General features: G+C 73.9%; 30 protein-coding genes and 1 tRNA gene. 20 read left to right on the top strand and 11 right to left on the bottom strand.

The window, feature by feature from the left end:
- The first annotated feature begins 2 nt into the window (after nucleotides 1–2).
- From ACQZ2A_RS00720 to ACQZ2A_RS00700, 5 genes are all read left to right on the top strand, one after another.
- Nucleotides 3–470 (top strand): NfeD family protein, encoded by a 468-nt coding sequence (locus tag ACQZ2A_RS00720; RefSeq protein ID WP_430206574.1) that lies wholly within the window; start codon nucleotides 3–5, stop codon nucleotides 468–470.
- Nucleotides 471–504: 34 nt separating this feature from the next.
- Nucleotides 505–1,752, top strand: a complete 1,248-nt coding sequence (locus ACQZ2A_RS00715) for an SPFH domain-containing protein (RefSeq protein ID WP_430206573.1) — start codon at nucleotides 505–507, stop codon at nucleotides 1,750–1,752.
- 63 nt (nucleotides 1,753–1,815) lie between these two features.
- Nucleotides 1,816–2,589 carry a sulfite exporter TauE/SafE family protein gene (locus ACQZ2A_RS00710; RefSeq protein ID WP_430206572.1) on the top strand — a complete coding sequence of 258 codons (774 nt, stop codon included), beginning with the start codon at nucleotides 1,816–1,818 and terminating at the stop codon, nucleotides 2,587–2,589.
- Entirely contained in the window at nucleotides 2,586–3,401 is an 816-nt protein-coding gene (locus ACQZ2A_RS00705; protein ID WP_430206571.1) for a TrmH family RNA methyltransferase, read from the top strand. The genes ACQZ2A_RS00710 and ACQZ2A_RS00705 overlap by 4 nt, the downstream gene beginning before the upstream one ends.
- A 150-nt stretch (nucleotides 3,402–3,551) precedes the next feature.
- Nucleotides 3,552–4,268 (top strand): response regulator transcription factor, encoded by a 717-nt coding sequence (locus ACQZ2A_RS00700; RefSeq protein WP_430206570.1) that lies wholly within the window; start codon nucleotides 3,552–3,554, stop codon nucleotides 4,266–4,268.
- An 8-nt stretch (nucleotides 4,269–4,276) separates the two neighbouring features.
- On the opposite strand, the gene ACQZ2A_RS00695 is transcribed toward ACQZ2A_RS00700, so the two are convergent.
- Complete coding sequence (locus ACQZ2A_RS00695) at nucleotides 4,277–4,642, bottom strand: Hpt domain-containing protein (RefSeq protein WP_430206569.1); 366 nt, start codon at nucleotides 4,640–4,642, stop codon at nucleotides 4,277–4,279.
- A 110-nt stretch (nucleotides 4,643–4,752) separates the two neighbouring features.
- Between ACQZ2A_RS00695 and ACQZ2A_RS00690 the strand changes: the two genes are divergently transcribed.
- Nucleotides 4,753–5,370 (top strand): molybdopterin-dependent oxidoreductase, encoded by a 618-nt coding sequence (locus ACQZ2A_RS00690; protein ID WP_430206568.1) that lies wholly within the window; start codon nucleotides 4,753–4,755, stop codon nucleotides 5,368–5,370.
- A 1-nt stretch (nucleotide 5,371) separates the two neighbouring features.
- The gene (locus tag ACQZ2A_RS00685) at nucleotides 5,372–7,636 is read left to right on the top strand and encodes an ATP-binding protein (protein WP_430206567.1); all 2,265 of its coding nucleotides are present in this window, start codon (nucleotides 5,372–5,374) and stop codon (nucleotides 7,634–7,636) included.
- A gap of 13 nt (nucleotides 7,637–7,649) precedes the next feature.
- On the opposite strand, the gene ACQZ2A_RS00680 is transcribed toward ACQZ2A_RS00685, so the two are convergent.
- Together ACQZ2A_RS00680 and ACQZ2A_RS00675 are read right to left on the bottom strand one after the other, a co-directional pair.
- Nucleotides 7,650–8,027 (bottom strand): DUF3037 domain-containing protein, encoded by a 378-nt coding sequence (locus ACQZ2A_RS00680; RefSeq protein ID WP_430206566.1) that lies wholly within the window; start codon nucleotides 8,025–8,027, stop codon nucleotides 7,650–7,652.
- Nucleotides 8,024–8,788, bottom strand: a complete 765-nt coding sequence (locus ACQZ2A_RS00675) for a HipA family kinase (RefSeq protein ID WP_430206565.1) — start codon at nucleotides 8,786–8,788, stop codon at nucleotides 8,024–8,026. The genes ACQZ2A_RS00680 and ACQZ2A_RS00675 overlap by 4 nt, the downstream gene beginning before the upstream one ends.
- Before the next feature lie 55 nt (nucleotides 8,789–8,843).
- Here ACQZ2A_RS00675 and ACQZ2A_RS00670 point away from each other — a divergent pair, with 55 nt between their 5' ends.
- Nucleotides 8,844–10,385 carry a protein kinase domain-containing protein gene (locus ACQZ2A_RS00670; protein WP_430206564.1) on the top strand — a complete coding sequence of 514 codons (1,542 nt, stop codon included), beginning with the start codon at nucleotides 8,844–8,846 and terminating at the stop codon, nucleotides 10,383–10,385.
- Between the two features lie 71 nt (nucleotides 10,386–10,456).
- On the opposite strand, the gene ACQZ2A_RS00665 is transcribed toward ACQZ2A_RS00670, so the two are convergent.
- Nucleotides 10,457–10,542: transfer RNA gene (locus ACQZ2A_RS00665), tRNA-Leu, on the bottom strand.
- A gap of 132 nt (nucleotides 10,543–10,674) precedes the next feature.
- Between ACQZ2A_RS00665 and ACQZ2A_RS00660 the strand changes: the two genes are divergently transcribed.
- Complete coding sequence (locus ACQZ2A_RS00660) at nucleotides 10,675–11,997, top strand: M20/M25/M40 family metallo-hydrolase (protein WP_430206563.1); 1,323 nt, start codon at nucleotides 10,675–10,677, stop codon at nucleotides 11,995–11,997.
- 12 nt (nucleotides 11,998–12,009) lie between these two features.
- Here the strand turns inward: ACQZ2A_RS00660 and ACQZ2A_RS00655 are convergent, their stop codons facing one another.
- Entirely contained in the window at nucleotides 12,010–12,201 is a 192-nt protein-coding gene (locus ACQZ2A_RS00655) for a DUF5703 family protein (RefSeq protein WP_430206562.1), read from the bottom strand.
- Between the two features lie 37 nt (nucleotides 12,202–12,238).
- Between ACQZ2A_RS00655 and ACQZ2A_RS00650 the strand changes: the two genes are divergently transcribed.
- Nucleotides 12,239–12,577 carry a hypothetical protein gene (locus tag ACQZ2A_RS00650; RefSeq protein WP_430206561.1) on the top strand — a complete coding sequence of 113 codons (339 nt, stop codon included), beginning with the start codon at nucleotides 12,239–12,241 and terminating at the stop codon, nucleotides 12,575–12,577.
- Between the two features lie 10 nt (nucleotides 12,578–12,587).
- Here the strand turns inward: ACQZ2A_RS00650 and ACQZ2A_RS00645 are convergent, their stop codons facing one another.
- The 5 genes from ACQZ2A_RS00645 to ACQZ2A_RS00625 form a co-directional block, all read right to left on the bottom strand.
- Nucleotides 12,588–13,532, bottom strand: a complete 945-nt coding sequence (locus tag ACQZ2A_RS00645) for an aldo/keto reductase (RefSeq protein WP_430206560.1) — start codon at nucleotides 13,530–13,532, stop codon at nucleotides 12,588–12,590.
- A gap of 30 nt (nucleotides 13,533–13,562) precedes the next feature.
- A complete protein-coding gene (locus tag ACQZ2A_RS00640; RefSeq protein ID WP_430206559.1) occupies nucleotides 13,563–14,309 on the bottom strand; it encodes a class I SAM-dependent DNA methyltransferase in 747 nt (248 codons plus the stop codon).
- A gap of 40 nt (nucleotides 14,310–14,349) precedes the next feature.
- Entirely contained in the window at nucleotides 14,350–14,733 is a 384-nt protein-coding gene (locus tag ACQZ2A_RS00635; RefSeq protein WP_430206558.1) for a VOC family protein, read from the bottom strand.
- Complete coding sequence (locus ACQZ2A_RS00630) at nucleotides 14,726–15,526, bottom strand: MerR family transcriptional regulator (RefSeq protein ID WP_430206557.1); 801 nt, start codon at nucleotides 15,524–15,526, stop codon at nucleotides 14,726–14,728. The genes ACQZ2A_RS00635 and ACQZ2A_RS00630 overlap by 8 nt, the downstream gene beginning before the upstream one ends.
- A gap of 61 nt (nucleotides 15,527–15,587) precedes the next feature.
- On the bottom strand, nucleotides 15,588–16,745 hold the full coding sequence (locus ACQZ2A_RS00625) for an HNH endonuclease signature motif containing protein (protein ID WP_430206556.1): 1,158 nt from the start codon (nucleotides 16,743–16,745) through the stop codon (nucleotides 15,588–15,590).
- Nucleotides 16,746–17,365: 620 nt separating this feature from the next.
- Here ACQZ2A_RS00625 and ACQZ2A_RS00620 point away from each other — a divergent pair.
- Together ACQZ2A_RS00620 and ACQZ2A_RS00615 are read left to right on the top strand one after the other, a co-directional pair.
- Nucleotides 17,366–18,415 carry an LLM class F420-dependent oxidoreductase gene (locus tag ACQZ2A_RS00620; RefSeq protein WP_430206555.1) on the top strand — a complete coding sequence of 350 codons (1,050 nt, stop codon included), beginning with the start codon at nucleotides 17,366–17,368 and terminating at the stop codon, nucleotides 18,413–18,415.
- A gap of 9 nt (nucleotides 18,416–18,424) precedes the next feature.
- On the top strand, nucleotides 18,425–19,288 hold the full coding sequence (locus ACQZ2A_RS00615; protein WP_430206554.1) for an undecaprenyl-diphosphate phosphatase: 864 nt from the start codon (nucleotides 18,425–18,427) through the stop codon (nucleotides 19,286–19,288).
- 42 nt (nucleotides 19,289–19,330) lie between these two features.
- Here ACQZ2A_RS00615 and corA read toward each other — a convergent pair whose 3' ends face one another.
- Nucleotides 19,331–20,308 (bottom strand): magnesium/cobalt transporter CorA, encoded by a 978-nt coding sequence (gene corA / locus ACQZ2A_RS00610; protein ID WP_430206553.1) that lies wholly within the window; start codon nucleotides 20,306–20,308, stop codon nucleotides 19,331–19,333.
- Nucleotides 20,309–20,373: 65 nt separating this feature from the next.
- On the opposite strand from corA, the gene ACQZ2A_RS00605 reads away from it, so the two are divergent.
- From ACQZ2A_RS00605 to mshC, 8 genes are all read left to right on the top strand, one after another.
- The gene (locus ACQZ2A_RS00605) at nucleotides 20,374–21,066 is read left to right on the top strand and encodes an MSMEG_4193 family putative phosphomutase (RefSeq protein WP_430206552.1); all 693 of its coding nucleotides are present in this window, start codon (nucleotides 20,374–20,376) and stop codon (nucleotides 21,064–21,066) included.
- A gap of 112 nt (nucleotides 21,067–21,178) precedes the next feature.
- Entirely contained in the window at nucleotides 21,179–21,868 is a 690-nt protein-coding gene (locus ACQZ2A_RS00600) for an energy-coupling factor ABC transporter permease (protein WP_430206551.1), read from the top strand.
- The gene (locus ACQZ2A_RS00595) at nucleotides 21,865–22,197 is read left to right on the top strand and encodes a PDGLE domain-containing protein (protein ID WP_430206550.1); all 333 of its coding nucleotides are present in this window, start codon (nucleotides 21,865–21,867) and stop codon (nucleotides 22,195–22,197) included. Before ACQZ2A_RS00600 ends, ACQZ2A_RS00595 begins: the two co-directional genes overlap by 4 nt.
- 1 nt (nucleotide 22,198) lies before the next feature.
- Entirely contained in the window at nucleotides 22,199–22,963 is a 765-nt protein-coding gene (cbiQ, locus tag ACQZ2A_RS00590) for a cobalt ECF transporter T component CbiQ (protein ID WP_430206549.1), read from the top strand.
- The gene (locus tag ACQZ2A_RS00585) at nucleotides 22,960–23,691 is read left to right on the top strand and encodes an energy-coupling factor ABC transporter ATP-binding protein (RefSeq protein ID WP_430206548.1); all 732 of its coding nucleotides are present in this window, start codon (nucleotides 22,960–22,962) and stop codon (nucleotides 23,689–23,691) included. The genes cbiQ and ACQZ2A_RS00585 overlap by 4 nt, the downstream gene beginning before the upstream one ends.
- A gap of 10 nt (nucleotides 23,692–23,701) precedes the next feature.
- A complete protein-coding gene (locus ACQZ2A_RS00580; RefSeq protein ID WP_430206547.1) occupies nucleotides 23,702–24,211 on the top strand; it encodes a DUF3090 domain-containing protein in 510 nt (169 codons plus the stop codon).
- Nucleotides 24,189–24,989 (top strand): SCO1664 family protein, encoded by an 801-nt coding sequence (locus ACQZ2A_RS00575; RefSeq protein WP_430206546.1) that lies wholly within the window; start codon nucleotides 24,189–24,191, stop codon nucleotides 24,987–24,989. The genes ACQZ2A_RS00580 and ACQZ2A_RS00575 overlap by 23 nt, the downstream gene beginning before the upstream one ends.
- A 23-nt stretch (nucleotides 24,990–25,012) precedes the next feature.
- Nucleotides 25,013–26,266 (top strand): cysteine--1-D-myo-inosityl 2-amino-2-deoxy-alpha-D-glucopyranoside ligase, encoded by a 1,254-nt coding sequence (gene mshC, locus ACQZ2A_RS00570; RefSeq protein ID WP_430206545.1) that lies wholly within the window; start codon nucleotides 25,013–25,015, stop codon nucleotides 26,264–26,266.
- The last annotated feature ends 4 nt before the right edge of the window (nucleotides 26,267–26,270 follow it).

Genomic DNA, 26,270 nt, shown 5'->3' with positions numbered 1-26,270 from the left:
CCATGGACTGGCTGACCGAGAACGCGTGGCTCGGATGGCTCGGGGTCGCACTGGTGCTGGCGGCCATCGAGGTCGCCACCGTCGACTTCGTCTTCGTGATGTTCGCGGGCGGGGCGCTGGCCGGCGCCGTGGCCGCCGCGCTCGGGGCGCCGTTCTTCTTCCAGGTGGTCGTCGCGGTCGTCGCGGCCCTCCTGCTCCTGTTCTTCCTGCGCCCGATGCTCAAGCGCAAGTTCACCGACACCGTGACCGACCACCACATCGGCGCCGCCGGCCTCGTCGGCCGCGAGGCCTGGGTCCTCCAGGCCGTCACCGAGAGCGACGGCCGCATCAAGCTCGCCGGCGAGACCTGGTCGGCCCGGCTCGCCGAGGGCGGCGAGCCCGTCGGCCCCGGTGACCAGGTGCGCGTCATCGCCATCCACGGCGCCACGGCGATCGTCGTGCCCGTGCCCCCCACCACCCCCACCACCTGACGCCGGCACCCCGGCGCCCACGGAGAGGTACACCATGGACGGAATCGGTCCACTGATCGTCATCCTGCTGCTCGCGCTGTTCGCGGTCATCGTGCTCGTGCGTACGGTCCGCGTCGTGCCGCAGCAGACGGCCCTGATCATCGAGCGGCTCGGCCGCTACTCGCGCACCCTCGAGGGCGGCCTGCACTTCCTCGTCCCGTTCGTCGACATCGTCCGGGCCAACATCGACCAGCGCGAGCAGGTCGTCTCGTTCCCGCCGCAGCCGGTCATCACGAGCGACAACCTCGTCGTCTCGATCGACACCGTCATCTACTACCAGGTGATCGACCCGAAGTCGGCCGTCTACGAGATCGCCAACTTCATCGCCGGCATCGAGCAGCTGACCGTCACCACGCTGCGCAACGTCATCGGCTCGCTCGACCTCGAGCAGACGCTGACCAGCCGCGACCAGATCAACGGCCAGCTGCGCGGCGTCCTCGACGAGGCCACCGGCAAGTGGGGCATCCGCGTCAACCGCGTCGAGCTCAAGGCGATCGACCCGCCGGCCTCCATCCAGGAGTCGATGGAGAAGCAGATGAAGGCCGAGCGCGACCGCCGCGCCGCCATCCTCAACGCCGAGGGCACCAAGGCCAGCCAGATCCTCACCGCCGAGGGCGAGAAGCAGAGCCAGATCCTGCGCGCCGAGGGCTCGGCCCAGGCCCGCATCCTCGAGGCCCAGGGCCAGGCCCGTGCCATCCAGCAGGTCTTCGACGCCATCCACCGCGGCAAGCCGACCCAGAAGCTGCTCGCCTACCAGTACCTCCAGGTGCTGCCGCAGATCGCCCGCGGAGACTCGAACAAGATGTGGATCATCCCGAGCGAGCTGACCGACGCCCTGCGCGGCATCGGCGGGGCGCTCGGCGCGACGAAGCCCACCGGCGACGGCGGGGACGACGAGTGGGTCGACCCGGGCGAGATGCTCGGCAACGCCTTCGAGGAGACCACCCTCGAGGACCCGAAGGCCGCGCTCGAGCGGGCCCGCGGGCAGGCCGCCCAGTCGAGCAAGGAGGCCGAGGAGCACGCCGCCCCGGCCTCGCGCGTCCAGCCCCCGGTCCGGCCGGGTGCCGACGCGGTGCCGCCGCGCCAGACCCCGCCGCCCCCGGCACCGCCGGCCGAGCCCGTCGCTCCGGCCACGCCTCCGGAGGCGCCCGCGACTCCGCCGACCGCGGAGCCCCCGGCCCCGCCGCAGATGCCGTGGTCCCAGCCGCCGGCACCGCCGGCACCCCCCGCAGACGAGCGCTGAGGCCCATTCCCGCAGACCGGGACCCGTCCCGAGGCACCCGGCCACCCGCACTAGGGTGGCCGGGTGCCCGTCGGTGAAGCCCTCCTCGTCGTCCTCGCGGGCGTCGGCGCAGGCACCATCAACACCATCGTCGGCTCGGGCACACTCATCACCTTCCCGACCCTGCTGCTGCTCGGCGTGCCGCCGGTGACGGCCAACATCTCCAACAACCTCGGCCTCGTCCCGGGCAGCCTCACCGGAGCGGTCGGGTACCGGCGCGAGCTGCGGGGGATGGGCCCCGAGCTGCGCCGGTACGTGCCGATGTCGCTGCTCGGTGGCATCACCGGGGCCCTCCTGCTCCTCGTCCTCCCGCCCGAGCTCTTTCGGGCCGTCGTCCCCGTGCTCATCGTCGTCGGCATCCTGCTGGTCGCCTTCGGCCCGCGGATCAACGCGCGCACGACCCGCCGCCGCGAGGCGGCCGGGGGAGAGGCGCGCGAGCACCGGCTGCTCATGCAGGGCGGCGTCCTCGGCGCGGGCGTGTACGGCGGGTACTTCGGTGCGGCACAGGGCGTCATCCTCATGGGGATCCTCGGGGCCCTGTCGGGGGAGTCCCTCCAGCGGCTCAACGGGCTGAAGAACGTGCTGGCGACGGTCGTCAACGCCGTCGCCTCCGTCGTCTTCCTCGTCGTCGCCCCCGAGCGGGTGGACTGGCTCGTCGTCCTCCTCATCGCCGTCGGGTCCACGGTCGGCGGGGTCATCGGCTCCACGGTCGGGCGGCGGCTGCCCAGCCCCGTCCTGCGGACCGTCATCGTCGTGGTCGGCCTCGTCGCCGTCACCCGGCTGGTGGTCTTCCCGTGAGCGTCGTGCGCGTCACCGACGAGACCGACCCCCGCCTCGTGGACTACGTCGGGCTCACCGACGTCGCGCTGCGCCGGCGGCTCGAGCCCGAGGGCGGGCTCTACGTCGCGGAGTCCGAGAAGGTCATCCGCCGGGCGCTGGCCGCCGGGCACCGGCCCCGCTCGTTCCTCATGGCCCAGCGCTGGCTCACCGACCTCGCCGACGTCGTCGCCGACGCCGAGCGCGACGGCGTGCCGGTCTACGTCGCCGAGCACGACGTCGTCGAGCGGCTCACCGGCTTCCACCTCCACCGCGGGGCCCTGGCCTCGATGCACCGCCCGGCGCTGCCCCCGCTGGCGAGCGTGCTGGAGGGCGCGCGCAGGGTCCTCGTGCTGGAGGACGTCGTCGACCACACGAACGTCGGTGCCGTCTTCCGGTCGGCCGCGGCGCTCGGCACCGACGCGGTCCTGGTCACGCCGCGCTGCGCCGACCCGCTCTACCGGCGCTCGGTCCGGGTCTCGATGGGCACCGTCTTCCAGGTGCCGTGGACCCGGGTCGACCCCTGGCCCGGCGCCGTCGCCGACCTCCACGACCTCGGGTTCCACGTCGCGGCCCTGGCCCTGACCGAGGACTCGGTCGGCCTCGACGAGCTCGCCGCCGACCCGCCCGAGCGGCTCGCGCTGGTGCTCGGCACCGAGGGCGACGGGCTGACCCGTCGCACGCTCGCCGCCGTCGACACCGTGGTGCGCATCCCGATGGCCGGCGGCGTCGACTCGCTCAACGTCGCGGCCGCCGGCGCCGTCGCCGCGTGGGCGCTGCGCACGTCCTCCTGACGTCCACCCCGGGGGGTATCGGCCGTCCGACGGAACGGCGCGGCGCCACCCGACCGACACGGTCATCCCCCGTCCGGCCAGTTCTCGATCCAGGTGCTGACAACGGTGTCAGTTGTGCCGATACGGTCACGAGAACCTGAAGGAGACGTCATGACCCAGCAGACCGCCCTCGTCATCGAGGACTCGCCGGAGTTCACCCGCGTGGCGACCACCCTCCTCGGCAACGAGGGGTTCCGCGTGGTGCATGCGAGCAACGGCGAGCAGGGCATCGAGGCCGCCCGTCGGTACGGCCCCGAGCTGGTGCTGCTCGACATCACCCTCCCCGGCATCGACGGCATCGAGGTGTGCCGGCGGATCCGGGAGTTCTCCGACTGCTACGTCGTGATGGTGACCGCGCGCACGGATGAGCTGGACCGCGTCCTCGGCCTGACGATGGGCGCCGACGACTACGTCACCAAGCCCTTCTCCCCGCGCGAGCTGACCGCCCGGATCCGGGCCATGCGCCGCCGCCCCCGCGTCGCGGCCTCCCCGGACGTCCGTCTCTTCGGCCGGCTCAGCGTCGACCCGGTCGCGCACGAGGTCCTCGTCGACGGCGAGGCCGTCGAGCTCACCCGCATCGAGTACGACCTCCTCGAGGTCCTGACCGGCGCCCCCCGGCGCACCTTCACCCGCGGCCAGCTGATGGACGCGGTCTGGGGCGGGGACTGGGTCGGCGACGACCACGTCATCGTCGTGCACCTCGCCAACCTGCGACGCAAGCTCGGGGAGAGCGCCACGAACCAGGGCTGGATCCGGACCGTGCGCGGCTTCGGCTACCGCTTCGAGCCGGTGACCGACGAGGAGCCGGCCACCGCACTGGCGCGATGAGCGCGCGGTCAGCCGGTGGGTCGACGCCCCGCCAGCCACTGGCGCAGCGCGGCCTCGGCACCCGGGGTTCGCTCCAGCACCGCCTCGACGAGCGGTGCCGGGTCGCCCGCGGGGTCCTGGCGCAGGGCGGCCTCCAGCGCGGCGGCTCGGCCCGACAGGTCGTGCAGCCCGAGCAGGGCGCTCGCGGACTTCAGGCTGTGCGCGGCCCGCACCGCCTCCTCGTCGCCCCCGTCACGCGCGGCGCGGATCGCCGCCACCCGCTCGGGCAGCGCCTCGAGGTAGACCTCCACGACGTCGGCGGCCAGGCCTTCGTCCCCCATCTGCTCGACCAGGCCGGACAGGTCCGGGGCCACGCCCCCGTCCGCTCCGCTCATGCTCGACCCCTCTCCTCCCGACCGGGCCCCCATCGTAGGGGCCCGGTCGTCCCGGGGCACGCGCTCCGGACCCACCCCACCCCCACCCCACCCGAGAAGAAGACAGACCGATGAACACCACCCCTCGCCACCGGCTCCTCCCCGCCGCCGCCGCCCTCGCTGCGCTCGCCCTCCTGCCCCTCGCGGGCTGCGCGCAGGGGACGGCCCGCGCGGACGCCGCCGCGACCCCCGCCGCCTCGAGCGCCGCCCCGACGGGCTACACGGTGGTCAGCGCCCCCACGCTGCGCCCCGGCGACCCCGTCCCGGCTCCGACCGGCCCGGTCGTGCTCACCGTCTCGGGCGCCGTCACGGGGCAGAAGGCGGTCTCGCTCGACATCGCGGCCATCGAGAAGCTCGGCCTCGTCGAGTACTCCGTCGACGACAAGCAGGCCGAGGGCCACCGCGCGACCTTCCGCGGCGTCCTCCTCCAGAGCCTGCTCGACTACGTCGGCGCCGGCAACGCGACGACCCTGCACACGATGGCGATCAACGACTACGGGGTCGACATCCCCGCCGCCGACGCCAGGAAGTACCCGGTCCTGCTCGCGACCTCGGTCGACGGGCAGCGCATGTCGGTCGAGCACTACGGCCCGACGCGGGTCATCTACCCGACCGACAGCTTCGACCTCGACCCGGTCGTCTACGACCCCCGCTGGATCTGGCAGCTGAAGAGCATCGGGGTCGAGTGACGTGAAGCAGCTGTGGGTCGAGGAGCACACGCGGCGCCGGATGCTCCTGGCCCTCGTCGTGCCGGCCCTGCTCGCCCTCGCGGGGACGATCGCCCTCGGCGCGCTGACCGTGGGTTCCACCGGCGCCCTGAGCGACAACGTGCGGCTCACCCAGGACCTCGTGGACGGCAACGTCCGCACGCTCAGCCAGGTGCAGCGCGAGCTGCTCCGGCTGGACGCCGCCGTCGCCTCGGCCACCCCCGACCCACAGCGCATCGAGCTGGCGCGCTCGCTCGCGGCCCAGCGCATCCAGGAGGGGACCCTGGACTACCAGGGCCGCACCCTGGGCGACGAGTCGCTGCTCGCGCGGTCCCGGGCGCTCGCGGCCGGCTGGCGCGGCGGGCTCGACCTCGCCGTGCAGTCGGCGGTGGCCGACCCCTCGACCCTGACGCCCGCCCGGCAGGCACAGCTCTCCGCGGAGATCCGGACCCTGGAGCTGCAGTACAACGCTCTGGTGTCGCAGGCCGAGAACGTGCGCAAGCGCGACGCCGCGGAGGCCAACGCCGCGACGGACTCGCTGGTCCAGGACACGCGCTGGCTGCTCGGTGGTCTCGTCTTCACCCTCTTCGCACTCGTCGGCCTGGTCGCCGGCATGGTGTACGTGCTCTACGGCGCGCGCCGCGCGCAGATCGCCCAGACCGAGCGACTGCGGGCCGCCCGGGCGCAGCTGCAGCGCCACTCGGTGGCCGTGGAGGCGACCGACAACCACGTCGTCATCACCGACGAGCGGGGCCGGATCGAGTGGGTCAACGACGCCTTCGTGCGGCACACCGGCTGGAGCCGGGAGGAGGCCCTGGGCCAGGTCCCGGGGCGGCTGCTCCAGGGGCCGGACACCTGTCCCGAGACGACGGCCTACATGCGGCGCAAGATCGAGGCTCGCGAGCCGTTCAGCGCCGAGGTCCTCAACTACGTCCGGTCCGGCGAGCCGTACTGGGCCTCCATCGAGGTGCGCCCCATCCTCGAGGGCGAGACGGTCACCGGCTTCGTCGCCGTCCAGGCCGACATCACCAAGCGGCGCGCGACCGAGGACGCGTTGCGCGCCGCCAAGGAGACGGCCGAGGAGACGGCGGCCGCCAAGCAGCGCTTCCTCGCGAGCATGAGCCACGAGATCCGCACGCCGCTCAACGCCGTCCTCGGGCTGACCGAGCTGCTCCTCGACACCGAGCTGCGCGAGGACCAGCGGGAGTACGTGCAGACCGCGCACCAGAGCGGGCGGCACCTGCTGGCGATCGTCAACGACATCCTCGACTTCAGCGCCCTCGAGAGCGGCAACCTGGAGACCGAGTCGGCGTCGGCGGACGTCCGCGCGCTGCTCGCCGACGTCGCCGCAATGCTCCAGCCGGCCGCCGACCGTCGGGGCCTGGACCTGCGCTGGGAGGCGGGGGAGGACGTGCCCCGGCTGGTCTGCACCGACGTCGTCCGCCTGCGCCAGGTGCTCATCAACCTCGTCGGGAACGGCCTGAAGTTCACCGACCGTGGGGGCGTCCGGATGGTCGCGCGCCACCGCTCCGTGGGCGGCGCCCCGGACGGGGAGGGACTGCTGGGCGGCGAGCTCGTCGTGGAGGTCCACGACACCGGGATGGGCATCCCCGCGGACCGGCTCGAGCGCATCTTCAGCCCCTTCCAGCAGGCCGACTCCTCGACGACCCGCACGCACGGCGGCACCGGCCTCGGCCTGGCCATCTGCACGCGCATCGCCAGCCGGCTCGGTGGCCACCTCGAGGTGACCTCGACGCCGGGTGAGGGCTCGGTCTTCACGGTCACCGTCCCGGTGCGCCACTGCCCGCTCCCCGAGCAGACCTGTCTCGCGGCCCCGGAGACCCCGGTGCTGGTGGTCCCGAACGACCAGGTCACGGCATCGGTCTCCGTGCTCCTCGCCGAGGACGACCCGGTGAACCGGATGGTGGCGCTGCACATGCTGCGCCGGCTCGGCATCGAGGCCGACGTCGCGACCGACGGGCTCGAGGCGGTCGCGGCGACGGAGAACCGCGACTACGACGTCGTGCTCATGGACGTCAACATGCCGAACCTCGACGGTGTCGCCGCGACCCGGCAGGTGCGGGAGCGGGACGGGTACCAGCCGCACGTCGTCGCGCTCACCGCGAACGCGGCCGAGGGCGACCGGGAGCGGATGCTCGCGGCCGGGATGGACGACTACCTCAGCAAGCCGTACACCCTGGCCGACCTCGAGCGCGTCCTCGAGGCGCCGCGCGTCGTCGGGGTCTGAGGCCGCGCCGCACTCAGCGGACGAGGCGCTCGAGCAGCCGGTCGACCTCCGCGGCGGGGTCGGCGGCGGACCCGCCGTGGACCGGTCCGGGCTGGAGGACGGTCGAACGGGGGGCACTGAGCCAGCCGAAGCGCTTGCCCTGCGTCGTGAGCGCGGCATCGACGTCGGCGGGCGGACGGGCACACATCGACCCGACCGCCTCGAGCGCGGCGCGCAGCGCGTCGAGGTCGGCGTCGGGGGCCAGGGCCCGGACCCGCGGCTCCTCGACGTGCCAGGCGCACTCGAGGACCCCGGCCGACTGCGAGTGCAGGACGACCCCGACGTTGACGCACTCACCGCGGTCGACGCGGGGCACGAAGCGCAGCACGACGTACTGGTAGGGGTGGCTCACGCCGCACCTCCCAGCCACGCCGAGGGGGAGGCCAGGCGCCGGGAGAGGTGCTCGAGGTAGGCGGCGCGCACGGCCGTGAGGTCGGGCAGGCTCGCGGTGGTCTCGAGCCACTCGTCCGGGACCTCGGCGACGACCTCGCGCAGGACGTCCTCGGTGAGCAGCGGTGCGAGCCGCTCGTGCGCCGCGGCCACCGGCCCGGCGACCGGCGCGAGGACGTGGCCGGAGGGGTCGAAGGGCTGCGCCACGAACCGCCCGACGTCCGGGGGCCGGCTGGGCCACCCGTGGTGGAACCAGAGGGCGGCGCCGTGGTCGATGGCCCAGGTGCGCCCGTGCCACACGAGGAGGTTCGGGTTGGCCCAGGTGCGGTCGACGTTGGCGGTGTAGGCGTCGAGCCAGAGGATCGCCGCGGCGTCCTCGGCCGACGGTGGCCGCGAGCCGTCGTACCCGAAGGCGCCGGGCAGGAAGTCCACCCCGAGGTTGCGGCCGGGGGAGGCGTTGAGCAGGTCCTGGACCTCCTCGTCGGCCTCGTAGCGGGCGATGGCGGGCGGCAGGTCGACGACCGCGAGCCGCGGGGTGGGGATACCGACGCGGCGGGCCATCTCCCCGACGAGCACCTCGGCGACGAGCACCTTGCGCCCCTGGCCGGCGCCGGTGAACTTCACGACGTAGGTGCCGAGGTCGTCGGCCTCGACGAGCCCCGGCAGCGAGCCGCCCTCACGGAGCGGCGCGACGTACCGGACGGCGGTGACGGGCTCGAGCACCTCCTCAGGCTAGTCGGCGGCCGGGGACCCGGGAGCGCTGGCTAGGCTCTGGCGGATGAGCGAGGAACGACGACTGGCCGGACGCTACGTCCTCGACGCCCCGATCGGGCGCGGTGGGATGGGCGAGGTCTGGCAGGCCACCGACACCGTGCTGGGACGCCGGGTGGCCGTCAAGACCATCGACCTGACCCGCCTGCCGGACGAGGCCGGCGCGGCCCGCTTCGAGCGCGAGGCCCGCGTGACGGCCGGCATCAGCCACCCGAACGTCGTCACGGTCCACGACACGGGTGTCGAGGGCGACACCGCCTACCTCGTGATGGAGCTGCTGCCCGGGCCGAGCCTGGCCGAGCAGGTGGCCGACGGGCCGCTGCCGGTCGACGAGGTCGTCGAGGTGGGGCGGCAGGTCGCCTCGGCGCTGGAGGCCGCGCACGCCCGCGGGCTGGTCCACCGCGACATCAAGCCCGGCAACGTCGTGCACGCCGAGGACGGCCGGGTGCGGGTCGTCGACTTCGGCATCACCCAGCTGGGAGAGGCCACGGCCGGCCAGGCCCTGACCGCCACGCACACCGTGATGGGCACCGCCGAGTACCTGGCGCCCGAGCAGGCGATGGGCGGGCGCGTCGACGGACGGGCCGACCTCTACGCCCTCGGCTGCCTGCTCTTCGCCCTGCTCGCCGGCCGGCCGCCGTTCAGCGCCGGCACCGCGGTGGCGACGATGATGCAGCACACCACCGACCCGGTCCCGGACGTGCGGACCCTGCGCCCCGACACCCCGGCCTGGCTCTCGACCCTCGTCACCTCGCTGCTCGCCAAGGACCCCGCGGACCGGCCCGAGGGCGCGGGTGCGGTGGCCGAGGCCCTGGCCTCGCGCACCGCACCCGCGGCGGGTGCTGCCGTGGCCGGGGCCGCGGGTGCCGCCGCCGCCACGACCGTGCTCCCCGGGTCCGGGGCCGACCCCACCCAGCGCCTCTCGCGCACCGCGGCCGTCCCGCCCGTCCCCCCGCCGCCGCCGGTCGAGGAGCCCCTGACCCGCTCCGGCCACGCACCCGGGCGCCGCGGGTCCTCCGCCCCGTTCTGGGTGATGACCGTCGTCGCGGTGGCCGCCCTGGCCGTCCTCGGCTGGTTCCTCTTCCTCGGTCCGGGCAAGAGGACGGACGACCCGGCCGCCACGCCCTCGAGCACCCCGACCCCGAGCACGTCCGCGCCGGCGGAGCAGACCACCGAGCCGGCGCCGTCCCCGTCGACCTCCGCGCCCGAGCCCACGCCGACCCCCTCGGAGACCCCGACGTCCGCAGACCCCGGACAGGCCGTGCAGGACGCCTCGCGGGCCCTCTCGCAGGAGGTCAAGGCGCTCGAGCGCGACAACGGCATCGACAAGGACGCGGCGAAGACGCTCGACCAGGAGATCCGCGACATCGACAAGGCACTGCGGGACGGCGACGCCGGCACCCTGGTGGACGTGCGCAACTCGATGCTCGAGGAGTACGGCACCAACGTGTCCTCCGGCGCCATCCCGCCGGAGGCGGCCGACCGGCTCGATCCGCTGGTGCAGGACCTCGCCGACGCCGTGGACGCCTACGACGAGGCCCAGGACTGACCGCCCGGGGCGGCATCGTCCCCGAGCACGACGAAGGCCCCGAACCAGTGGTTCGGGGCCTTCGACCGCGGTGTCCGAGGGGGGACTTGAACCCCCATGCCCGATAAAGGGCACTAGCACCTCAAGCTAGCGCGTCTGCCAATTCCGCCACCCGGACGAGTGGTTTCGAGCGGCCCTGGGGAGGCCGTCCGACGACCCGGAACGATACACGGTCCGTGCCCCGGAACCGAAATCCGCCCGGCCGAGCGCGCCGTCCCGGTCGTCCCGGTCGCGGTCTACGGTGGAGCGCATGACCGACACGCTGCGCCCCGAGGACGAGGTCGTCCGGATCTGCCAGGAGCTCATCCGGATCGACACGAGCAACTACGGCGACGGGAGCGGGCCCGGGGAGGCCGCGGCGGCGGCCTACGTCGTCGAGCAGCTGCGCGAGGTCGGCCTGGAGCCGCAGACCTACGAGTCCGAGCCGGGGCGGGTCAGCGTCGCCGTGCGCATCCCCGGGGCCGACCGCGACCGCGGGGCGCTGTGCGTCCACGGGCACCTCGACGTCGTGCCCGCCAACGCCGCCGACTGGTCGGTCGACCCGTTCGCGGGCGTCGAGCAGGACGGCTGCGTCTGGGGCCGCGGCGCCGTCGACATGAAGGACATGGACGCGATGATGCTCGCCGTCGTCCGCGACATCGCCCGGCGCGGCGTGGTGCCGCCGCGCGACCTGGTCGTCGTCTTCTTCGCCGACGAGGAGGCCGGGGGAGTGCAGGGCTCGCATTTCATGGTCGAGCACCACCCCGATGTCTTCGAGGGCGTCACGGAGGCCATCAGCGAGGTCGGCGGCTACAGCGTCACCTTCACCGGGCGCGACGGCGAGGAGCAGCGTACCTACCTGCTCCAGACCGCCGAGAAGGGCATCGCCTGGCTGCGGCTCACCGCGAACGGCCGCGCGGGCCACGGGTCGGTCCCCAACGACGAGAACGCCATCGTCCGGCTCGCCGAGGCGATCGCGCGCATCGCCGAGCACAAGTGGCCACGCGAGTACATCCCGTCGGTGCGCACGCTGCTCGACGGGCTCTCCGAGCTCACCGGGACCGGATGGTCCGACGAGGACCTCGAGGAGCTGCTGGCCCACCTCGGCGGGGCACAGGGGTTCGTGCGAGGAACGTTGCAGGACACCAGCAACGTCACGATGCTCGACGCCGGGTACAAGCACAACGTCATCCCGCAGCACGCGTCGGCCAACGTCGACTGCCGGTTCCTGCCCGGCCACGAGGAGGCGCTGATGGACACCATCCGCGAGCTCGCGGGCGAGCACGTCGACGTCGAGGTGCTGCACCGGGACATCGCCCTGGACGCGCCGTTCGAGGGCGACCTCGTGGAGGCGATGGTGGCTGCCCTGCGCACCGAGGACCCGGAGGCCGAGGTGCTGCCCTACTGCCTGTCCGGCGGCACCGACAACAAGGCGCTCTCGCTGCTCGGCATCACCGGCTACGGGTTCGCGCCGCTGCGGCTGCCGGCCGACCTCGACTTCGCGCCGATGTTCCACGGCATCGACGAGCGGGTGCCCACCGAGTCGCTGCGCTTCGGCGCGCGGGTGCTCGGGCGTCTCGTCGAGACCTGCTGAGCCGCAGCGGCCTCAGGCGCCGATGGTGCGTCGGGCGCGGATGATGCGGCGGCGCAGCCAGGTCCGGGTGAGCCCGCCGACGTAGGTGCGGGTGCGTGCGAGCTCCCAGTGCCCGTACTCGGCGTGCTCGGTGAGGGTGCGGCGGATGTCCTGGCGCCGGACGTCGCGCCCGAAGCTCAGGACGAGGTACTCGTAGTCGGCCACTGACACATTCTGCCCAAGGACCGGTACGGTTCGAGCCATGACCGCTGACCCGCGTGCCGCCCTCGCCCGGCTCGTCACCGCTTTCGAGCGGCACCTCGAGGTGAGCAGCACGCGCCGCGGGGAGGAGGACCCGGCGGTCGTCGCCGCGTACGAGGACCTCGCTGATGCCTTCGAGGAGTACGACGGCGCGCTCTACGACGCCTACGGCGAGATGACCCCGCTCGACCTCTACACCGACGACGAGGACGACGACGAGGACGGTGACGAGCCCGCGAACGGCTCCGACGAGGGCCTGGGCGACCACGACGACGAGGACGGCGACGGGAGCCGGATCTACTCCGGGCTCGACGACGACTACGACGACGAGGACGACTGAGCCGGACGACTCAGGTGTGGTCGGCCGACACCTCGTCGAGGGCCTCGACGATCTGCGCCGGCAGCTCGACCTCCTCGCTCTGCAGGAGCGTCGACAGCTGCTGGGTCGTGCGGGCCCCGACCACCGGCGCCGTGACCCCCGGCCGGTCCCGGACCCACGCGAGGGCGACCACGGCCTGGGGGACGCCGAGGCCCTCGGCCGCCGTACGCAGTGCCTCCACGACGCCGCGCGTGTGGTCGCCGACGTGCCGGCCGGCGAAGCGCGAGAACTCCTCGGAGGCCAGGCGGCTGTCCGCGGCGATGCCACCCCGGTAGCGGCCGGCGAGGACACCCCGGCCGAGCGGTGACCAGGGCAGCAGCCCGAAGCCCAGCGAGGTCGCCGCGTCGACGAGCTCGCGCTCGGGACGGCGCTCGACGAGCGAGTACTCGACCGAGTTCGCGGCGAGCGGGACACCGGCGGACTGCAGGAGCGACATCGTGCGCGCGGCCTGCCAACCGACGTGGTTGGAGACCCCGACGTACCGCGCACGCCCGCTCTCCCAGGCGTGGACGAGGGCGCTCACCGTCTCCTCGAGGGGGGTGTCGGCGTCCCAGGTGTGGGCCAGCCAGACGTCGACGTGGTCGGTGCGCATCCGGCGCAACGAGAGGTCGAGCTGGTGGAGCATCGTGCGGCGGGAGCAGTCGACGACGCGCTCGCCGGACGCCCGGCTGATGCCGGACTTCGTGACGAGGACGACGTCGTCGCGGTCGGGTCCCTCGAGGAGGTCGCCGAGCAGGTCCTCGGCCACGCCGCCGGCGTAGCCGTGGGCGGTGTCGAGGAGGGTGCCGCCGGCATCGCGGAAGGTGGTGAGGAGGTCGCGGGCGTCCTCCGGGGAGGTGCGGGTGCCCCAGGCCATGGTGCCGAGGCCGAGCCGCGACACGGTGAGCCCGGTGGCGCCGAGGCGGCGGGTCAGCATGCGGGCGACCCTACCGTCGGGCCCGGCCGCTCACGCGTCGACCGGCTTGCGCCACACCGAGACGTGGCCCTCGCTGTCGCCGGTGAACGGGGTGCCGCGCCAGTCCGCCGTGCGCCGCTCGAGGGACATCCCGGCCAGTCGGGCCATGAGGTCGAGCTCGGAGGGCCAGACGTAGCGGAAGTTGTGCCGCCCGTACCGGTACGAGCCGTCGGTCTCGCGGGTGTAGTGGTGCGAGACGGCCTGCTGCGTGGCCGGGTCGTAGGTGTCGAACCCGACGTGGTGGTCGGTCACCTCGAACGGGACGGCGGCCTGGCCCGGGGGGAGGCGGCGCAGGCACGGGATCCCGATCTCGACGACGAACCGGCCGCCGGGTGCGAGGTGGCGGGCGGCGTTGACGAAGACGGCGACCTGCTCGTCCTGGGTGCGGACGTTGCCCAGCGTGTTGAAGACGAGGAGGACGAGGCGGTAGGTCCCGGCCCCCGGTGCGGTCTCCGTGGCCATGTCGCCGATCGTGACCGGCAGGGCCGGCCGCTTCCGGTGGAGCACCTCGACCATCGGCGCGGACAGCTCGAGGCCCTGGACCTCGAGTCCCCTGTCCGCCAGGGGGATCGCGACGCGCCCGGTGCCGATCGCCAGCTCGAGGACGGGGCCGCCGTCCGCCAGGGTGGCCAGGGCGTCGACGGCGGGATCGAGGACGTCCGGGGCGAACATCGCCGCCGATGCGGTGTCGTAGCGCTCGGCGGTGGCGCGGTCCCACAGGTCGCTGCTGCTCGTCATCCACCTACCGTGCCGTCCCCGGCCGCGGACGACCACTCGATTACCCGGTGGGGGTGTTGAGCATCCATCGGTGTCCGAACGGGTCGGTGAGGACGGCGATGCGGCCGTGCGGGGTGTCCTCCGGCTGACGGTCGACGTGCGCGCCGGCCTCGGATGCTCGCCGGCTCAGGCCGTCGACGTCGGCGTGGGTCAGGTGCAGCGTGACGGCGGCGCCGCGCCCGGCCGGGGGAGCTGCGACGCCGGCCGCGTCGAACTCGTCGCTCATCATCCAGCGGGCGCCGTCGACCGCCAGCTCGACGTGGCCGACGCGGTCGTCGTCCATCATGATCGGCTCGACGACCACCTCGGCGCCGAACGTCTCTGTGTACCAACGGATCGCGGCGCGTGCGTCGGCGACGCAGATGTAGGGGGTGATCTCACTCATCGGGCTGCTCCTCGAGAGGGTGCTGGAAGGACCACAGGTGGCCCTCGGGGTCACGGGCGCCGTACTCGCGGTACCCGTACGGCTGGTCGGTCGGCGGGTACTCGACCACGGCTCCGGCCTCGGCGACCATCGCGTGGTGCGCGTCGACGTCGTAGACCTGGACGGCGAGCGAGGCGGTGGTGCGGCCGCCGGTGCTGAGCGGCGAGAGCATCCCGGCGGCGGGGTGCTCCTCGTGGAGCCAGACCTCACCGTCCCCGACGCGGAGCACCGCGAGGTGCGCGTGCCCGTCGTCGGCGCGGTGCACGGGACCGGCGGCGAACCCGAAGACCGACGTCAGCCACGCGTGCGCCGCCGCGACGTCGCGGTGGACGAGGAGGCTGACGCGTCGGACGACCTCGGGCTCGTCCGGTGCCGAGCCGACGAGGAGCCCGAGCAGCTCCTCGGCCGACGGCGCCTGCCCGGCCGCGAGGCGGTCCTCGGCCGCACGGGCGCGTTCCCGCCGCCGGCCGAGGGCGGCGATGCGGGAGTCGAGGTCCGTGACGTGCCGTGACACGAGCGCGGCGAGGTCGTCGGCCTCGGGGTCGACGTCCGCGAGGGCGGTGCCCATCTCCCGTTGCACGCGGACCCGGTAGAGCCGGTCGATGCTCGCCGGGCCGTAGCGGCGGCGGCCCGCACCGTCCCGGTCGGGACGGACCAGACCCAGCTCCTCGTAGTAGCGCAGGCTGCGCTCGGTGAGACCGGTGCGCGCCGCCACCTCGCCGATGCCCGGCCCGGTCGTCCGCGATGACCCCATGCGGTGACGCTACGACCTCACGCCACGTGAGGGGCAAGCCCGCGACGGACGAACGGCGCGGTCAGAAGGGTGGGGTGTCCGGCCACCGCGGGAGGCGGGGGCGACGGTGGTGCCGCGGCGGGTCGTAGGTGCCGGCCCGCAGGAGGGGTCGGTGGATCTCGACGCGGCAGGCGGTGGGGGGCCGGTCGGTGGGGGCGGCGTGTTCGAGGTGGTGCTCGAGGGCGGAGTGGGGGCCGTCGGGCAGGACGAGGGAGGGGTTGCCGGGTGGTGGCGGTGGTGGGTCGGTCCCGGTGTCGGGCAACTGGATCGGGTGGAGCTGGTCGGGTGGGTGGCTCGTGCGGGTGCGTCCGGTGGGGTCGGTCCAGGTCATCGTGGCGTCGGGGTGGAGGACGGCTCGCCAGCCGGGGCGTTGCTTGATGCGGTGGTGGCGCCGGCACAGGCAAGCCAGGTTCGCGGCGCTGGTCGGGCCGGCCGGGAACGGTCGAACGTGGTCGAGGTCGCAGTAGCGGGCGGCGACGGTGCAGCCGGGGAAGCGGCAGTGCCGGTCCCGGGCCCGCACGAACGCGGCAAGGCGCGCACTGGGCCGGTAGGCGCTGGTGGTGAGGTCCTCGTCGGGGTCGACGGGTGCGCCGGTGCCGTTGTCGCAGGCCTGGATCCACGGTCGGCCGAGCCGGTCGTGCCCGGTGACGGCGGTGGCGGCCACGGCCCGCTCGAGCCAGCCACGCTCCACGAGCAGCGGGTCACCAGCAGCGGGCCCTCGAACTTCGACCAGGTCGGTGGCCGCAGCGGTCGCGGGTGGCGGTTCGGTGTCCGTGGCGCCGGCCGGGGTGGTGAGCACGACCTGGAGGTCGATGGTGGCGTTGCTCGTCACCAGGTCGGTCAGGGCCTTGGCCCGGGCCCGGTCGATCCGCGGGCACCTCCCGTCGGCGAGGTACTGCTGGGCCAGGGCGTCGATCGCCGCCCAGGCGGCACAGGCCTCCTCCGACGGGAAGGTGCCGAGCCACGTGTCCACGCCCGGCTCGTCGACCCACCGCCGCAACCCGGAGGCCTCCCGTGCCCGGACGGCCCGCTGGCGCAGCAGGTCCGGGCTGATCCTCGCGAGCAGGCGCCGGGCCCGGCGGCGCAGGTGGCTGCCGTCCTCGACCTCGAACCACTCCTGCAGCGAGGCCACCACCGTCTCGGCCACCGGGGCGGGGACCTCCTCCAGCTCGTACGCCACGACCTGCGCCCGGTACCCGTCCAGCCCGCATCGCGGCGTGCAGCCCACCCAGCCCGGTGCACAACGCGGACCCGTTGGGCCCGTCGGCAGCGCGGCGCACCGCGTCGCGCACCCGGCGCTCGGCGTGCACCGCGGACACGTTCAGCACCCCCGACACGAGCGCCGGAGCATCGAGCGCGACGTGCCCCGCGGCCCGCCGCACCTCCACGAACGTCCCGTCCTCGCACCACTCGGTCTCCACCGCCGCCAGCGCCACGATCGCCTCGTCCTGCACGGCGGTGGCCTCGTTCACCAACCCCTGCAGTGCCCGCAGCACATCGCACCACGCGTCCTGTGAGCCACGGGCGACACCGGGGGAGGGGAGCGAACCCAGCGCCTCGCGCGCGACGCGCACGGCGTCGAGCACGTCCTGCGGTGCGGCTGTGATGGCCATCGGCTCCCCCTCCCCTCGTACCCCCGATCCTACTCCGACCCACCGACAGCGGCAAGCATCACACCATTCGAATACGGCTCATGGACAACCTCTTTCGTCATATCAGACCCACCACTCCATCCCATGACGTGGCCCCCGCACGAACGCGAACCGGACCGCCAGCACCTGCAGGGGCTAGCCTTCGACCATGCGTCTGGGACTGGCCGGTGGGTACGCCGGGATGGGCATGGGTGAGGACCTCCTCCCGCTCGTGCAGGAGGCCGACCGGCTCGGCTACGCGTCGGTGTGGGTGGCGGAGGCGTACGGCTCGGACAGCCCGACCGTCCTGGCCTGGCTCGCCGCCCAGACCGAGCAGATCGGGCTCGGCGCGGGCGTCATGCAGATCCCGGCCCGCACCCCGGCGATGACGGCGATGACCGCGGCCACCCTCGACACCCTGAGCAACGGCCGCTTCCTGCTCGGCCTCGGCGTCTCGGGCCCGCAGGTGAGCGAGGGCTGGCACGGCGTGCGCTTCCAGGACCCCCTGGGCCGCACCCGCGAGTACGTCGACATCGTCCGCAGCGCCCTGCGCCGCGAGAGCGTCGCCCACGACGGTGAGCACTTCACCCTGCCGCTGCCCGACGGCCCCGGGAAGTCGTTGCGGCTCACGATCCACCCGCCGCGCCCGGACCTGCCGATCTACCTCGCCGCGGTCGGCCCCCGCAACCTGCGACTGACCGGCGAGGTCGCCGACGGCTGGCTCGCGATCTTCCTCTCGCCCGAGCACTCCGCCGACCAGCTCGCCTCGGTCCGCGAGGCCCGCGCCGCCGCCGGTCGCGGCACCCCCGAGGACCCGATGGCCGGCTTCGACACCGTCGCCACCGTGCCCGTCGTCGTCACCGACGACCTCGAGGCCGCCCGCGCCGCCGTCGCCCCGTACACCGCGCTCTACATCGGCGGGATGGGCAGCCGCGAGCAGAACTTCTACAACCGCCTCGCCCGGCGGATGGGCTTCGACGAGGCCGCTGACACCATCCAGGACCTCTACCTCGCCGGTCGGCCCCGCGACGCCGCCGCCGCCGTCCCGATGGAGCTCGCCGACGCCACCGCGCTCCTCGGCCCGCCCGAGCGGATCGCCGAGCGCGTCGGCCGCTACGCCGACGCGGGAGTCACCACCCTGTCGGTCGCCCCCTACGCCCGCACCCCCGAGGAGCGGCTCGCCACCCTGCGTCTGATGGCCGAGGTGGTCACGCCCTAGGCTCGGGCGGTGCCCATCGAGCTGAGCTACTTCCAGGCCGTCGTCCTCGGGATCGTCGAGGGACTCACCGAGTTCCTCCCGATCTCCTCCACCGGACACCTGACTATCGCCGAGCACCTGCTCGGCCTGCCGGTCGACGCGAACGCGGTCACCGCCTACACCGCGATCATCCAGATCGGCGCCATCGCGGCGACCTTCCTCTACTTCGCCCGCAAGATCGGCCGGCTCCTCGCCGCCTGGGTGCGGGGACTGGGCGACAGCACGGCACGGGACGACCGCGACTACCGGCTCGCCTGGGTCGTCATCGTCGGCTCGATCCCCGTGGGCCTCGTCGGGTTCGCCCTCAAGGACGTCATCAGCGGTCCGCTGCGCAGCCTCTGGGTCGTCGCCGCCGCGCTCGTCCTCTGGAGCGCGGTCATCTGGTGGGCCGAGGCGCGCCACGACCGGCTCGAGGCGGCCGGCACCCAGCGCGGTGAGCAGGAGCTGACGCTCAAGGACGGTCTCGTCATCGGCCTCGTCCAGTGCTTCAGCCTCATCCCCGGCGTCTCGCGCTCCGGCGCCACCATCTCGGCCGGGCTGGCCCGCGGCATCGACCGCGTCACCGCCACCGAGCTGTCCTTCTTCATGGCCATCCCGGCGCTCACCGCCGCCGGGCTCTTCGAGCTCGTCGACGCCTGGGACGACCTGAAGATCCTCGGCCCCGGCCAGATGCTCGTCGGCATCGTCGTGGCCTTCGTCACCGCCTACGCGTCCATCGCGTGGCTGCTCAAGTTCGTCGCGAGCAACTCGTTGCGTCCCTTCGTCTGGTACCGCGTGGCGCTCGGGCTCGTCCTGGCCGGCGCCCTCGCCGCGGGCCTCATCACCGCGACCTGACGCCGAGGCCGTCGACGCAGCGGCCACCGTCTCCCGCCGGCGTCAGAGCCAGCCGGCGCGCTTGAAGAGCCGGAACATCGTCGTGCACGCCCCGGCCATCACGGCGAGCACGATGAAGTAGCCGTAGTGCCACGTCAGCTCGGGCATGTAGTCGAAGTTCATGCCGTAGACGCCGGCGATCATCGTCGGGACCGCGGCGATGGCCACCCAGGCCGAGATCTTGCGCATGTCGTCGTTCTGCTGCACCGACACCTGGGCCAGGTGCGCCGAGAGGATGCCGGACAGCAGGTCGTCGTAGGACTCGACGTGGTCGATGACGCCCTGGAGGTGGTCCGAGACGTCGCGCAGCAGCAGCCGCAGCTCGCCCTCGGGCACCGGGCTGCGGGGCGAGGCGTGGAGCATCTTCAGCGGCTCGGAGAGCGGCATCGCGGCCCGGCGGAACTCGAGCACCTCGCGCTTGAGGCGGTAGATGGACCCGGTGTCGGTGCGCTCGTCGGAGAAGACGGCCGTCTCCAGCTCGTCGAGGTCGGTCTCGACCTCCGCGTCGATCTCGACGTAGCCGTCGACGACGCGGTCCAGCACCCGGTGCAGGACGCCGATCGGCCCCAGCCGCAACGCCTCCGGGTCACCCTCGATCTCGGCGCGGATGCCGTGCAGCGGCGTCAGCTCGCCGCGCCGGACGGTGACGACGAACCGGTCGCCGACGAAGACCATCACCTCGCCGGTCTCGATGTCCGAGGTGCGGTCGATGTAGCGCAGCGGCTTGAGGACGACGAAGACGGTGTCGTCGTAGAGCTCGACCTTGGCGCGCTGGAGGCCCTTGACGGCGTCCTCGACGGCCAGCGGGTGCAGCTGGAGCTCCTCGTTGACCTCGTCGAACTCCTCCTGCGTCGGGTCCTTCAGACCGATCCAGAGGAAGGCGGTGGGGTCGCTGCCGGCCCGCAGGCCCGCGAGCTCGTCGGACAGGTCACCGCACGCCCGGCGGTGTCCGTCCTCGTAGATGGCGCGGTCGACGATCACGTCGGTCATCATCCCCGAGGTCGGCCCGGCGGTGGCGCATCCCCGTGCGCCTAGCATGTCCTCTCGTGGCCATCGTCCTGCTCCTGCGGCACGGGCACTCCACGGCGAACGCCGAGGGGGTGCTCGCCGGCTGGACCGAGGGGGTCGGCCTGACGGACACCGGTCGGGGGCAGGCGGAGCGGACCCGCGAGCGGCTGGCGCCCCTCGACGTCGTGCGCGCCGTGACGAGCCCGCTCCAGCGCTGCCGCGAGACGGTGGCCCTGGCGCTGCCCGACCTCGAGGCCGGCACGGACGAGCGGCTGGGGGAGTGCCACTACGGCGACTGGACCGGCCGCCGGCTCAGCGAGGCCGCCAAGGACCCGCTGTGGCGGGTCATCCAGGACGACCCCGCCTCGGCCACCTTCCCCGAGTCCCCGGAGCACCGGGCCGAGTCGCTCGGGCAGATGGCCGAGCGCGTCGTCGGCGGGGTGCGCGCGCTGGACGCCGAGGTCGAGGCCGCCCACGGCAAGCACGCGGTCTGGGTCGCGGTCAGCCACGGCGACCCGATCAAGGCCGTCGTCGCCGAGGCGGTGGGCGCCGGCGTGGCCGGGCTCCAGCGGGTCCGCGTCGACCCCGGGTCGGTCACCGCCGTCCTCGTCACCGAGAGCCGGATGGTCCTGCTCGCCAGCAACACCCACGCCGGCGACCTCGCACCGCTCGTCGCGGTCCCGAAGGCGCACGCCGCCGGCGACTCGACGGTGGGTGGGGGAGCGGGCTGACCGGTCGGAGGGGATCGCGCACCCACTGTTGATCCCTGCGGCAGTGGCGCCTAGGGTGCAGGAGTTGTTGCAAAGTATTCGCAACAACGCCCATCGACCCCCGGAGGCCGCCATGCACGTCCCAGACGGGTTCCTCGACGCCCCGACCTCGGTCGCCACCGGCGTCGTGGCCGCCGGCGTCGTCGGCGCCTCCCTCGTGCGCGCCGCCCGCCGCGAGCTCGACGAGCGCACGGCCCCGCTGGCCGGGCTCGTCGCGGTCTTCGTCTTCGCCGCCCAGATGGTCAACTTCCCGGTCGGCGCCGGCACCTCCGGACACCTGCTCGGGGCGGCCCTGGCGGCCGTCCTCGTCGGACCGGCCACCGCCACCCTCTGCCTCACCGTCGTCCTCGCCGTGCAGGCCTTCCTCTTCGCCGACGGCGGGGTCACCGCGCTCGGCACGAACGTCCTCCTCATGGGGGTCGTCGGCGTGTGGGTCGGCTACGGCGTCGCCAAGGGCCTGCTCGCCGTCCTCCCGCGTCGCGTCTCCAGCGTGCCGGTGGCCGCCGGTGTCGGGGCGCTGGTCAGCGTCCCCGCCGCGGCGCTCGCGTTCGTCGGGCTCTACTCGGTCGGTGGCGCGGCCCCCATCCCGCTCGGACAGCTCGTCACCGCGATGGTCGGCTGGCACGTCCTCATCGGCCTCGGCGAGGCGGTCATCACCTTCCTCGCGGTCTCGAGCATCGTCGCGGCCCGTCCCGACCTCGTCCACGCGGCCCGCGGCAGACTCCCCGCCCTCGAGCTGCGCACCCCGGAGCCCGTCGCATGAGCACCTCCACCGACCGCCCGCGCGTGTCCACCCGTCGTCTGGTCGGCGGCGGCCTGGCCGTCTGCCTGGTCATCGCCGGGGTCGTCTCGTTCTACGCCTCCGGCCACCCCGACGGCCTCGAGTACGTCGCCGGCTCGCTCGGCTTCGACACCGCCGCACAGGGATCGGCCACCGCGGGCTCGCCCTTCGCCGACTACGCCGTCAAGGGCGTGTCCGACGGCCGGCTCTCCGGCGGCCTGGCGGGCATCGTCGGGGCGCTCGTGGTCGGTCTGCTGATGTTCGGCCTCGTGCGGGTCGTGCGCCGGCGCGGACCCTCCGAGCGCGGCTGAGGTGGGCTCGGGCCCCGGGGCCCACCTGCACGTCGAGGGCCACACCGTCCTCCACGACCTGCCGGCCCACGTCAAGCTCGTCGGCCTCCTCGGGTTCGTGCTGGCCGTGGTCTCGGTGCCGTCCGAGGCCCACCTCGCCCTCGGCGGGCTGCTCGCCATCGGTGTCGCCGTGCTCCTGGCGACCCGGGTACCGGCCCGGCACCTCCTCCCGCGGCTGGCGGTCGAGACGCCGTTCGCCGTCTTCGCCGTCGTGCTGCCCTTCGTCGCGGTCGGCCCCCAGGTCAGCCTCGGCCCGGTCTCGGTGTCGCAGACCGGGCTCACCGCCGCCATCGCCCTGCTCCTCAAGGGCACGACGGGCGTCGTGACGGCCGTGGCCTTCGCCGTCACCACCCGCCCCCGCGACCTCGTGCGGGCGCTCCAGCACCTCCGGGTGCCCGACCCGCTCGTCCTCATCGCCTCGTTCATGGTGCGCTACCTCGACGTCGTCGCCGACCAGCTGCGCCGGATGAAGGTGGCTCGCGCATCCCGTGGGTTCGACGCCCGGTCGGTGCGCGCCTGGCCCGTGCTCGCGGCCGGCACCGGGGCCCTGTTCATCCGCAGCTACGAGCGCGGCGAGCGGGTCCACCTCGCGATGGTCAGCCGCGGCTGGACGGGCTCGATGCCGATGACCTCACCGCTGAGCGCCACCTCGCGGCAGTGGGTCCTGGCGCTGGCCCCGGCCCTCGTGGCCGTCCTCGTCTCCGTGGGCGCGAGGATGGTCGGGTGACCACCCCCGTCCTCGACCTGCGCGACGTCGCGTACGCCTACCCCGGCGGCCACCAGGCGCTCTTCGGCGTCGACCTCCACGTGCACCCGGGGGAGCGGGTGGCGCTGCTCGGCCCGAACGGCGCCGGCAAGACCACTCTCGTCCTGCACCTCAACGGGGTCCTCACCCCGGGCCACGGCTCGGTCACCGTCTCCGGCCTGCCGGTCTCCGAGGAGAACCTGCTCGAGGTGCGCCGGCGGGTCGGCATCGTCTTCCAGGACCCCGACGACCAGCTCTTCATGCCGACCGTCCGCGACGACGTCGCCTTCGGGCCGGCCAACCTCGGCCTGCGCGGCCCGGAGCTCGACGCCCGGGTCGTCGAGGCGCTCGACGCCGTGGGCGTTGCCGACCTCGCCGACCGCGCGCCGCACCACCTGAGCTTCGGGCAACGGCGGCGCGTGGCCATCGCCACGGTGCTCGCGATGCGCCCCGAGATCCTCGTCCTCGACGAGCCCTCCTCGAACCTCGACCCGGCCTCGCGCCGCGAGCTGGCCGACATCCTCCGCACCCTCGACGTGACCATCCTCATGGTCACCCACGACCTGCCCTACGCCGTCGAGCTGTGCCCCCGTTCGGTCGTCCTCTCCGAGGGCGCGGTGGTCGCCGACGGCGAGACGCGGGGCCTGCTCTCGGACAGCGCGTTCATGGCCCGCCACCGCCTGGAGCTGCCCGTGGGGTTCTCGATCTAGGGTGGGTTCCATGCCAGCCACCGTCTTCGACCCGCCCGAGCGCTTCGTCGCCGGCACCGTGGGCCCGCCCGGCGGCCGCACGTTCTTCCTGCAGGCCAGCGGCGGCGGCCGGGTCGTCTCCGTCTCGCTCGAGAAGGTGCAGGTCAGCGTGCTCGCCGACCGCGTCAACGACCTCCTCGACGCGCACGCCGAGGGCACCGCCACCGAGCCGCTGGGGGACGGCGACACCGCCCCGCTCACCACCCCGATCGAGGACGAGTTCCGCGTCGACACCCTGAGCCTGGCCTGGGACCCCGAGCGCCTCGTCCTCGTCATCGAGTGCCACGACCAGGACCCCGAGGAGGTCGAGGAGTCCTCGCTCCTCACGATGCGCGTGGTCCTCGACCCCGCCGCGGCGCGCGCGTTCGCCCGGCGCTGCGGCAAGGTCGTCTCCGCCGGCCGGCCCGCGTGCCCGTTCTGCGGCCAGCCGCTCGACCCCACCGGCCACATCTGCCCGCGTGCCAACGGATACCGGCGCTGAGCTCGAGGAGCTGCTGACCCGCGGGGACCTCACGCCCGTGGGGCGCATCTCGGGGTCCAGCAACGGTGCGCTGCTCTGCCTCGTCGGCGACCCGGCCGACGAGCTCCTCGTCATCCACAAGCCCGAGGCCACCGAGCGCCGTCTCTGGGACTACCCGGACGGCACGCTCGTCGAGCGCGAGCGGGCCGCCTGGCTGGTCAGCGAGGCCGGCGGCTTCGGCGTCGTGCCGCCCACGGTCCTGCGCGACGGACCGCTCGGTCCGGGGTCGGTGCAGCAGTGGGTCGGCCCGACGACGGGGGAGGAGGACCCGCTCGTCGACGTCGTCGCCCCTCACGAGGTGCCCGACGGCTGGCACGTCGTCCTCGAGGGCGAGACCCCCCTCGGCGAGGCCGTCGTGGTGGCGCACTGCGCCGAGCCCGCGCTGCGCACCGTCGCCGTCCTCGACGCCGCGCTCAACAACTCCGACCGCAAGGGCAGCCACCTGATGCGCGACGGCGACGCCGTCCGCGGCTGCGACCACGGCGTGAGCCTCGGCGTCGAGCCGAAGCTGCGGACGGTGCTCTGGGGGTGGTCCGGCGAGCCGATCCCGGAGGCCGACCTCGCCCGGCTCGAGCGCCTCGCCGGCGCCCTCGAGGGCCGCCTGCGCGACGAGCTCGGGGCGCTGCTCACCGAGGACGAGGTCGATGCCCTGGGCCGTCGGGTGGCCGCGCTGCTGCGCCGCCGGGAGCACCCTCGACCGCGCGGCGGCTGGCCCGCCATCCCGTGGCCGGCGCTGTGAGTGCCGCCCCGTAGTCTTGCCCGGTGAAGTCGTGGCCCACCCCGTTCGTCCCTGCCGTCCCCGGTCACGGTGAGCCGCTCCGGCTCCACGACACCAGCCGCGACGCCGTCGTCCCCGTCGACGCCGGCGAGGTCGCCCGCCTCTACGTCTGCGGCATCACGCCCTACGACGCCACGCACCTCGGCCACGCCGCCACCTACGTCACCTTCGACCTCGTCCAGCGCGCGCTGCGCGACGCCGGCCACCGGGTCGAGTACGTGCAGAACGTCACCGACGTCGACGACCCGCTGCTCGAGCGGGCCGCCCGGGACGGCCGCGACTGGCGCGAGCTCGCCACGTCCGAGATCGACCTCTTCCGCGAGGACATGACCGCCCTGGCCGTCCTGCCCCCGGACGCGTTCCGCGGTGTCGTGGAGTCGATGGACGAGATCGTCACGGCCGTGCGCGGCCTCGTGGACTGCGGTGCGGCGTACCGCGTCCCGGTCCCGGAGGGGGAGGGGGACGGCGCGGACGTCTACCTCGACCTCGCCACGACACCTTCCTTCGGTGAGGTCTCGCACTGGACCCGCGAGCAGATGTCGGCCGTCTTCGCCGATCGCGGCGGCGACCCCGACCGCGCCGGCAAGCGCGACCCCCTCGACCCGCTCCTCTGGCGCGCGGCCCGCGACGGCGAGCCGTCCTGGGAGGACGCACTGCTCGGTGCGGGCCGCCCGGGATGGCACGTCGAGTGCACGGCCATCGCCCTGAACCACCTCGGCCACCCGTTCGACGTCCAGGGCGGCGGCACCGACCTCGTCTTCCCGCACCACGAGATGTCCGCCGTGCAGGCCACCGCCCTCACCGGCGACCCCGTCTTCGCGCGCCTGTACGTGCACCAGGCGATGGTCGGCTTCGATGGCGAGAAGATGAGCAAGAGCAAGGGCAACCTCGTGCTCGTCTCCCGGCTTCGTGCCGACGGCGTCGACCCGATGGCCATCCGCCTCGTCCTGCTCGCCCAGCACTACCGCACGGACTGGGAGTACACCGACTCCCTTCTCGCGCAGGCGCAGACGCGCCTCGACCGGTGGCGTGCCGCCCTGTCGACCAACGGCGGGGTCGACGCCACCGACACCGTCGCGGCGGTGCGGGCCGCGGTCGCCGACGACCTGTCGACGCCGCGCGCGCTCGAGGCGGTCGACGCGTGGTGCGAGCGGACCCTGGCCGGCGAGGGCGAGGACCCCGGCGCCCCCGGCCTGCTCGCCCGCACCCTCGACGCACTCCTCGGCATCCGGCTCTGACGCG

Source organism: Phycicoccus avicenniae, from assembly GCF_050496545.1.
Taxonomy (GTDB): Bacteria; Actinomycetota; Actinomycetes; order Actinomycetales; family Dermatophilaceae; genus Phycicoccus; species Phycicoccus avicenniae_A.
Note: the sequence above shows the minus strand (reverse complement) of the source record. Positions and strands in the feature narration are given on the sequence as shown.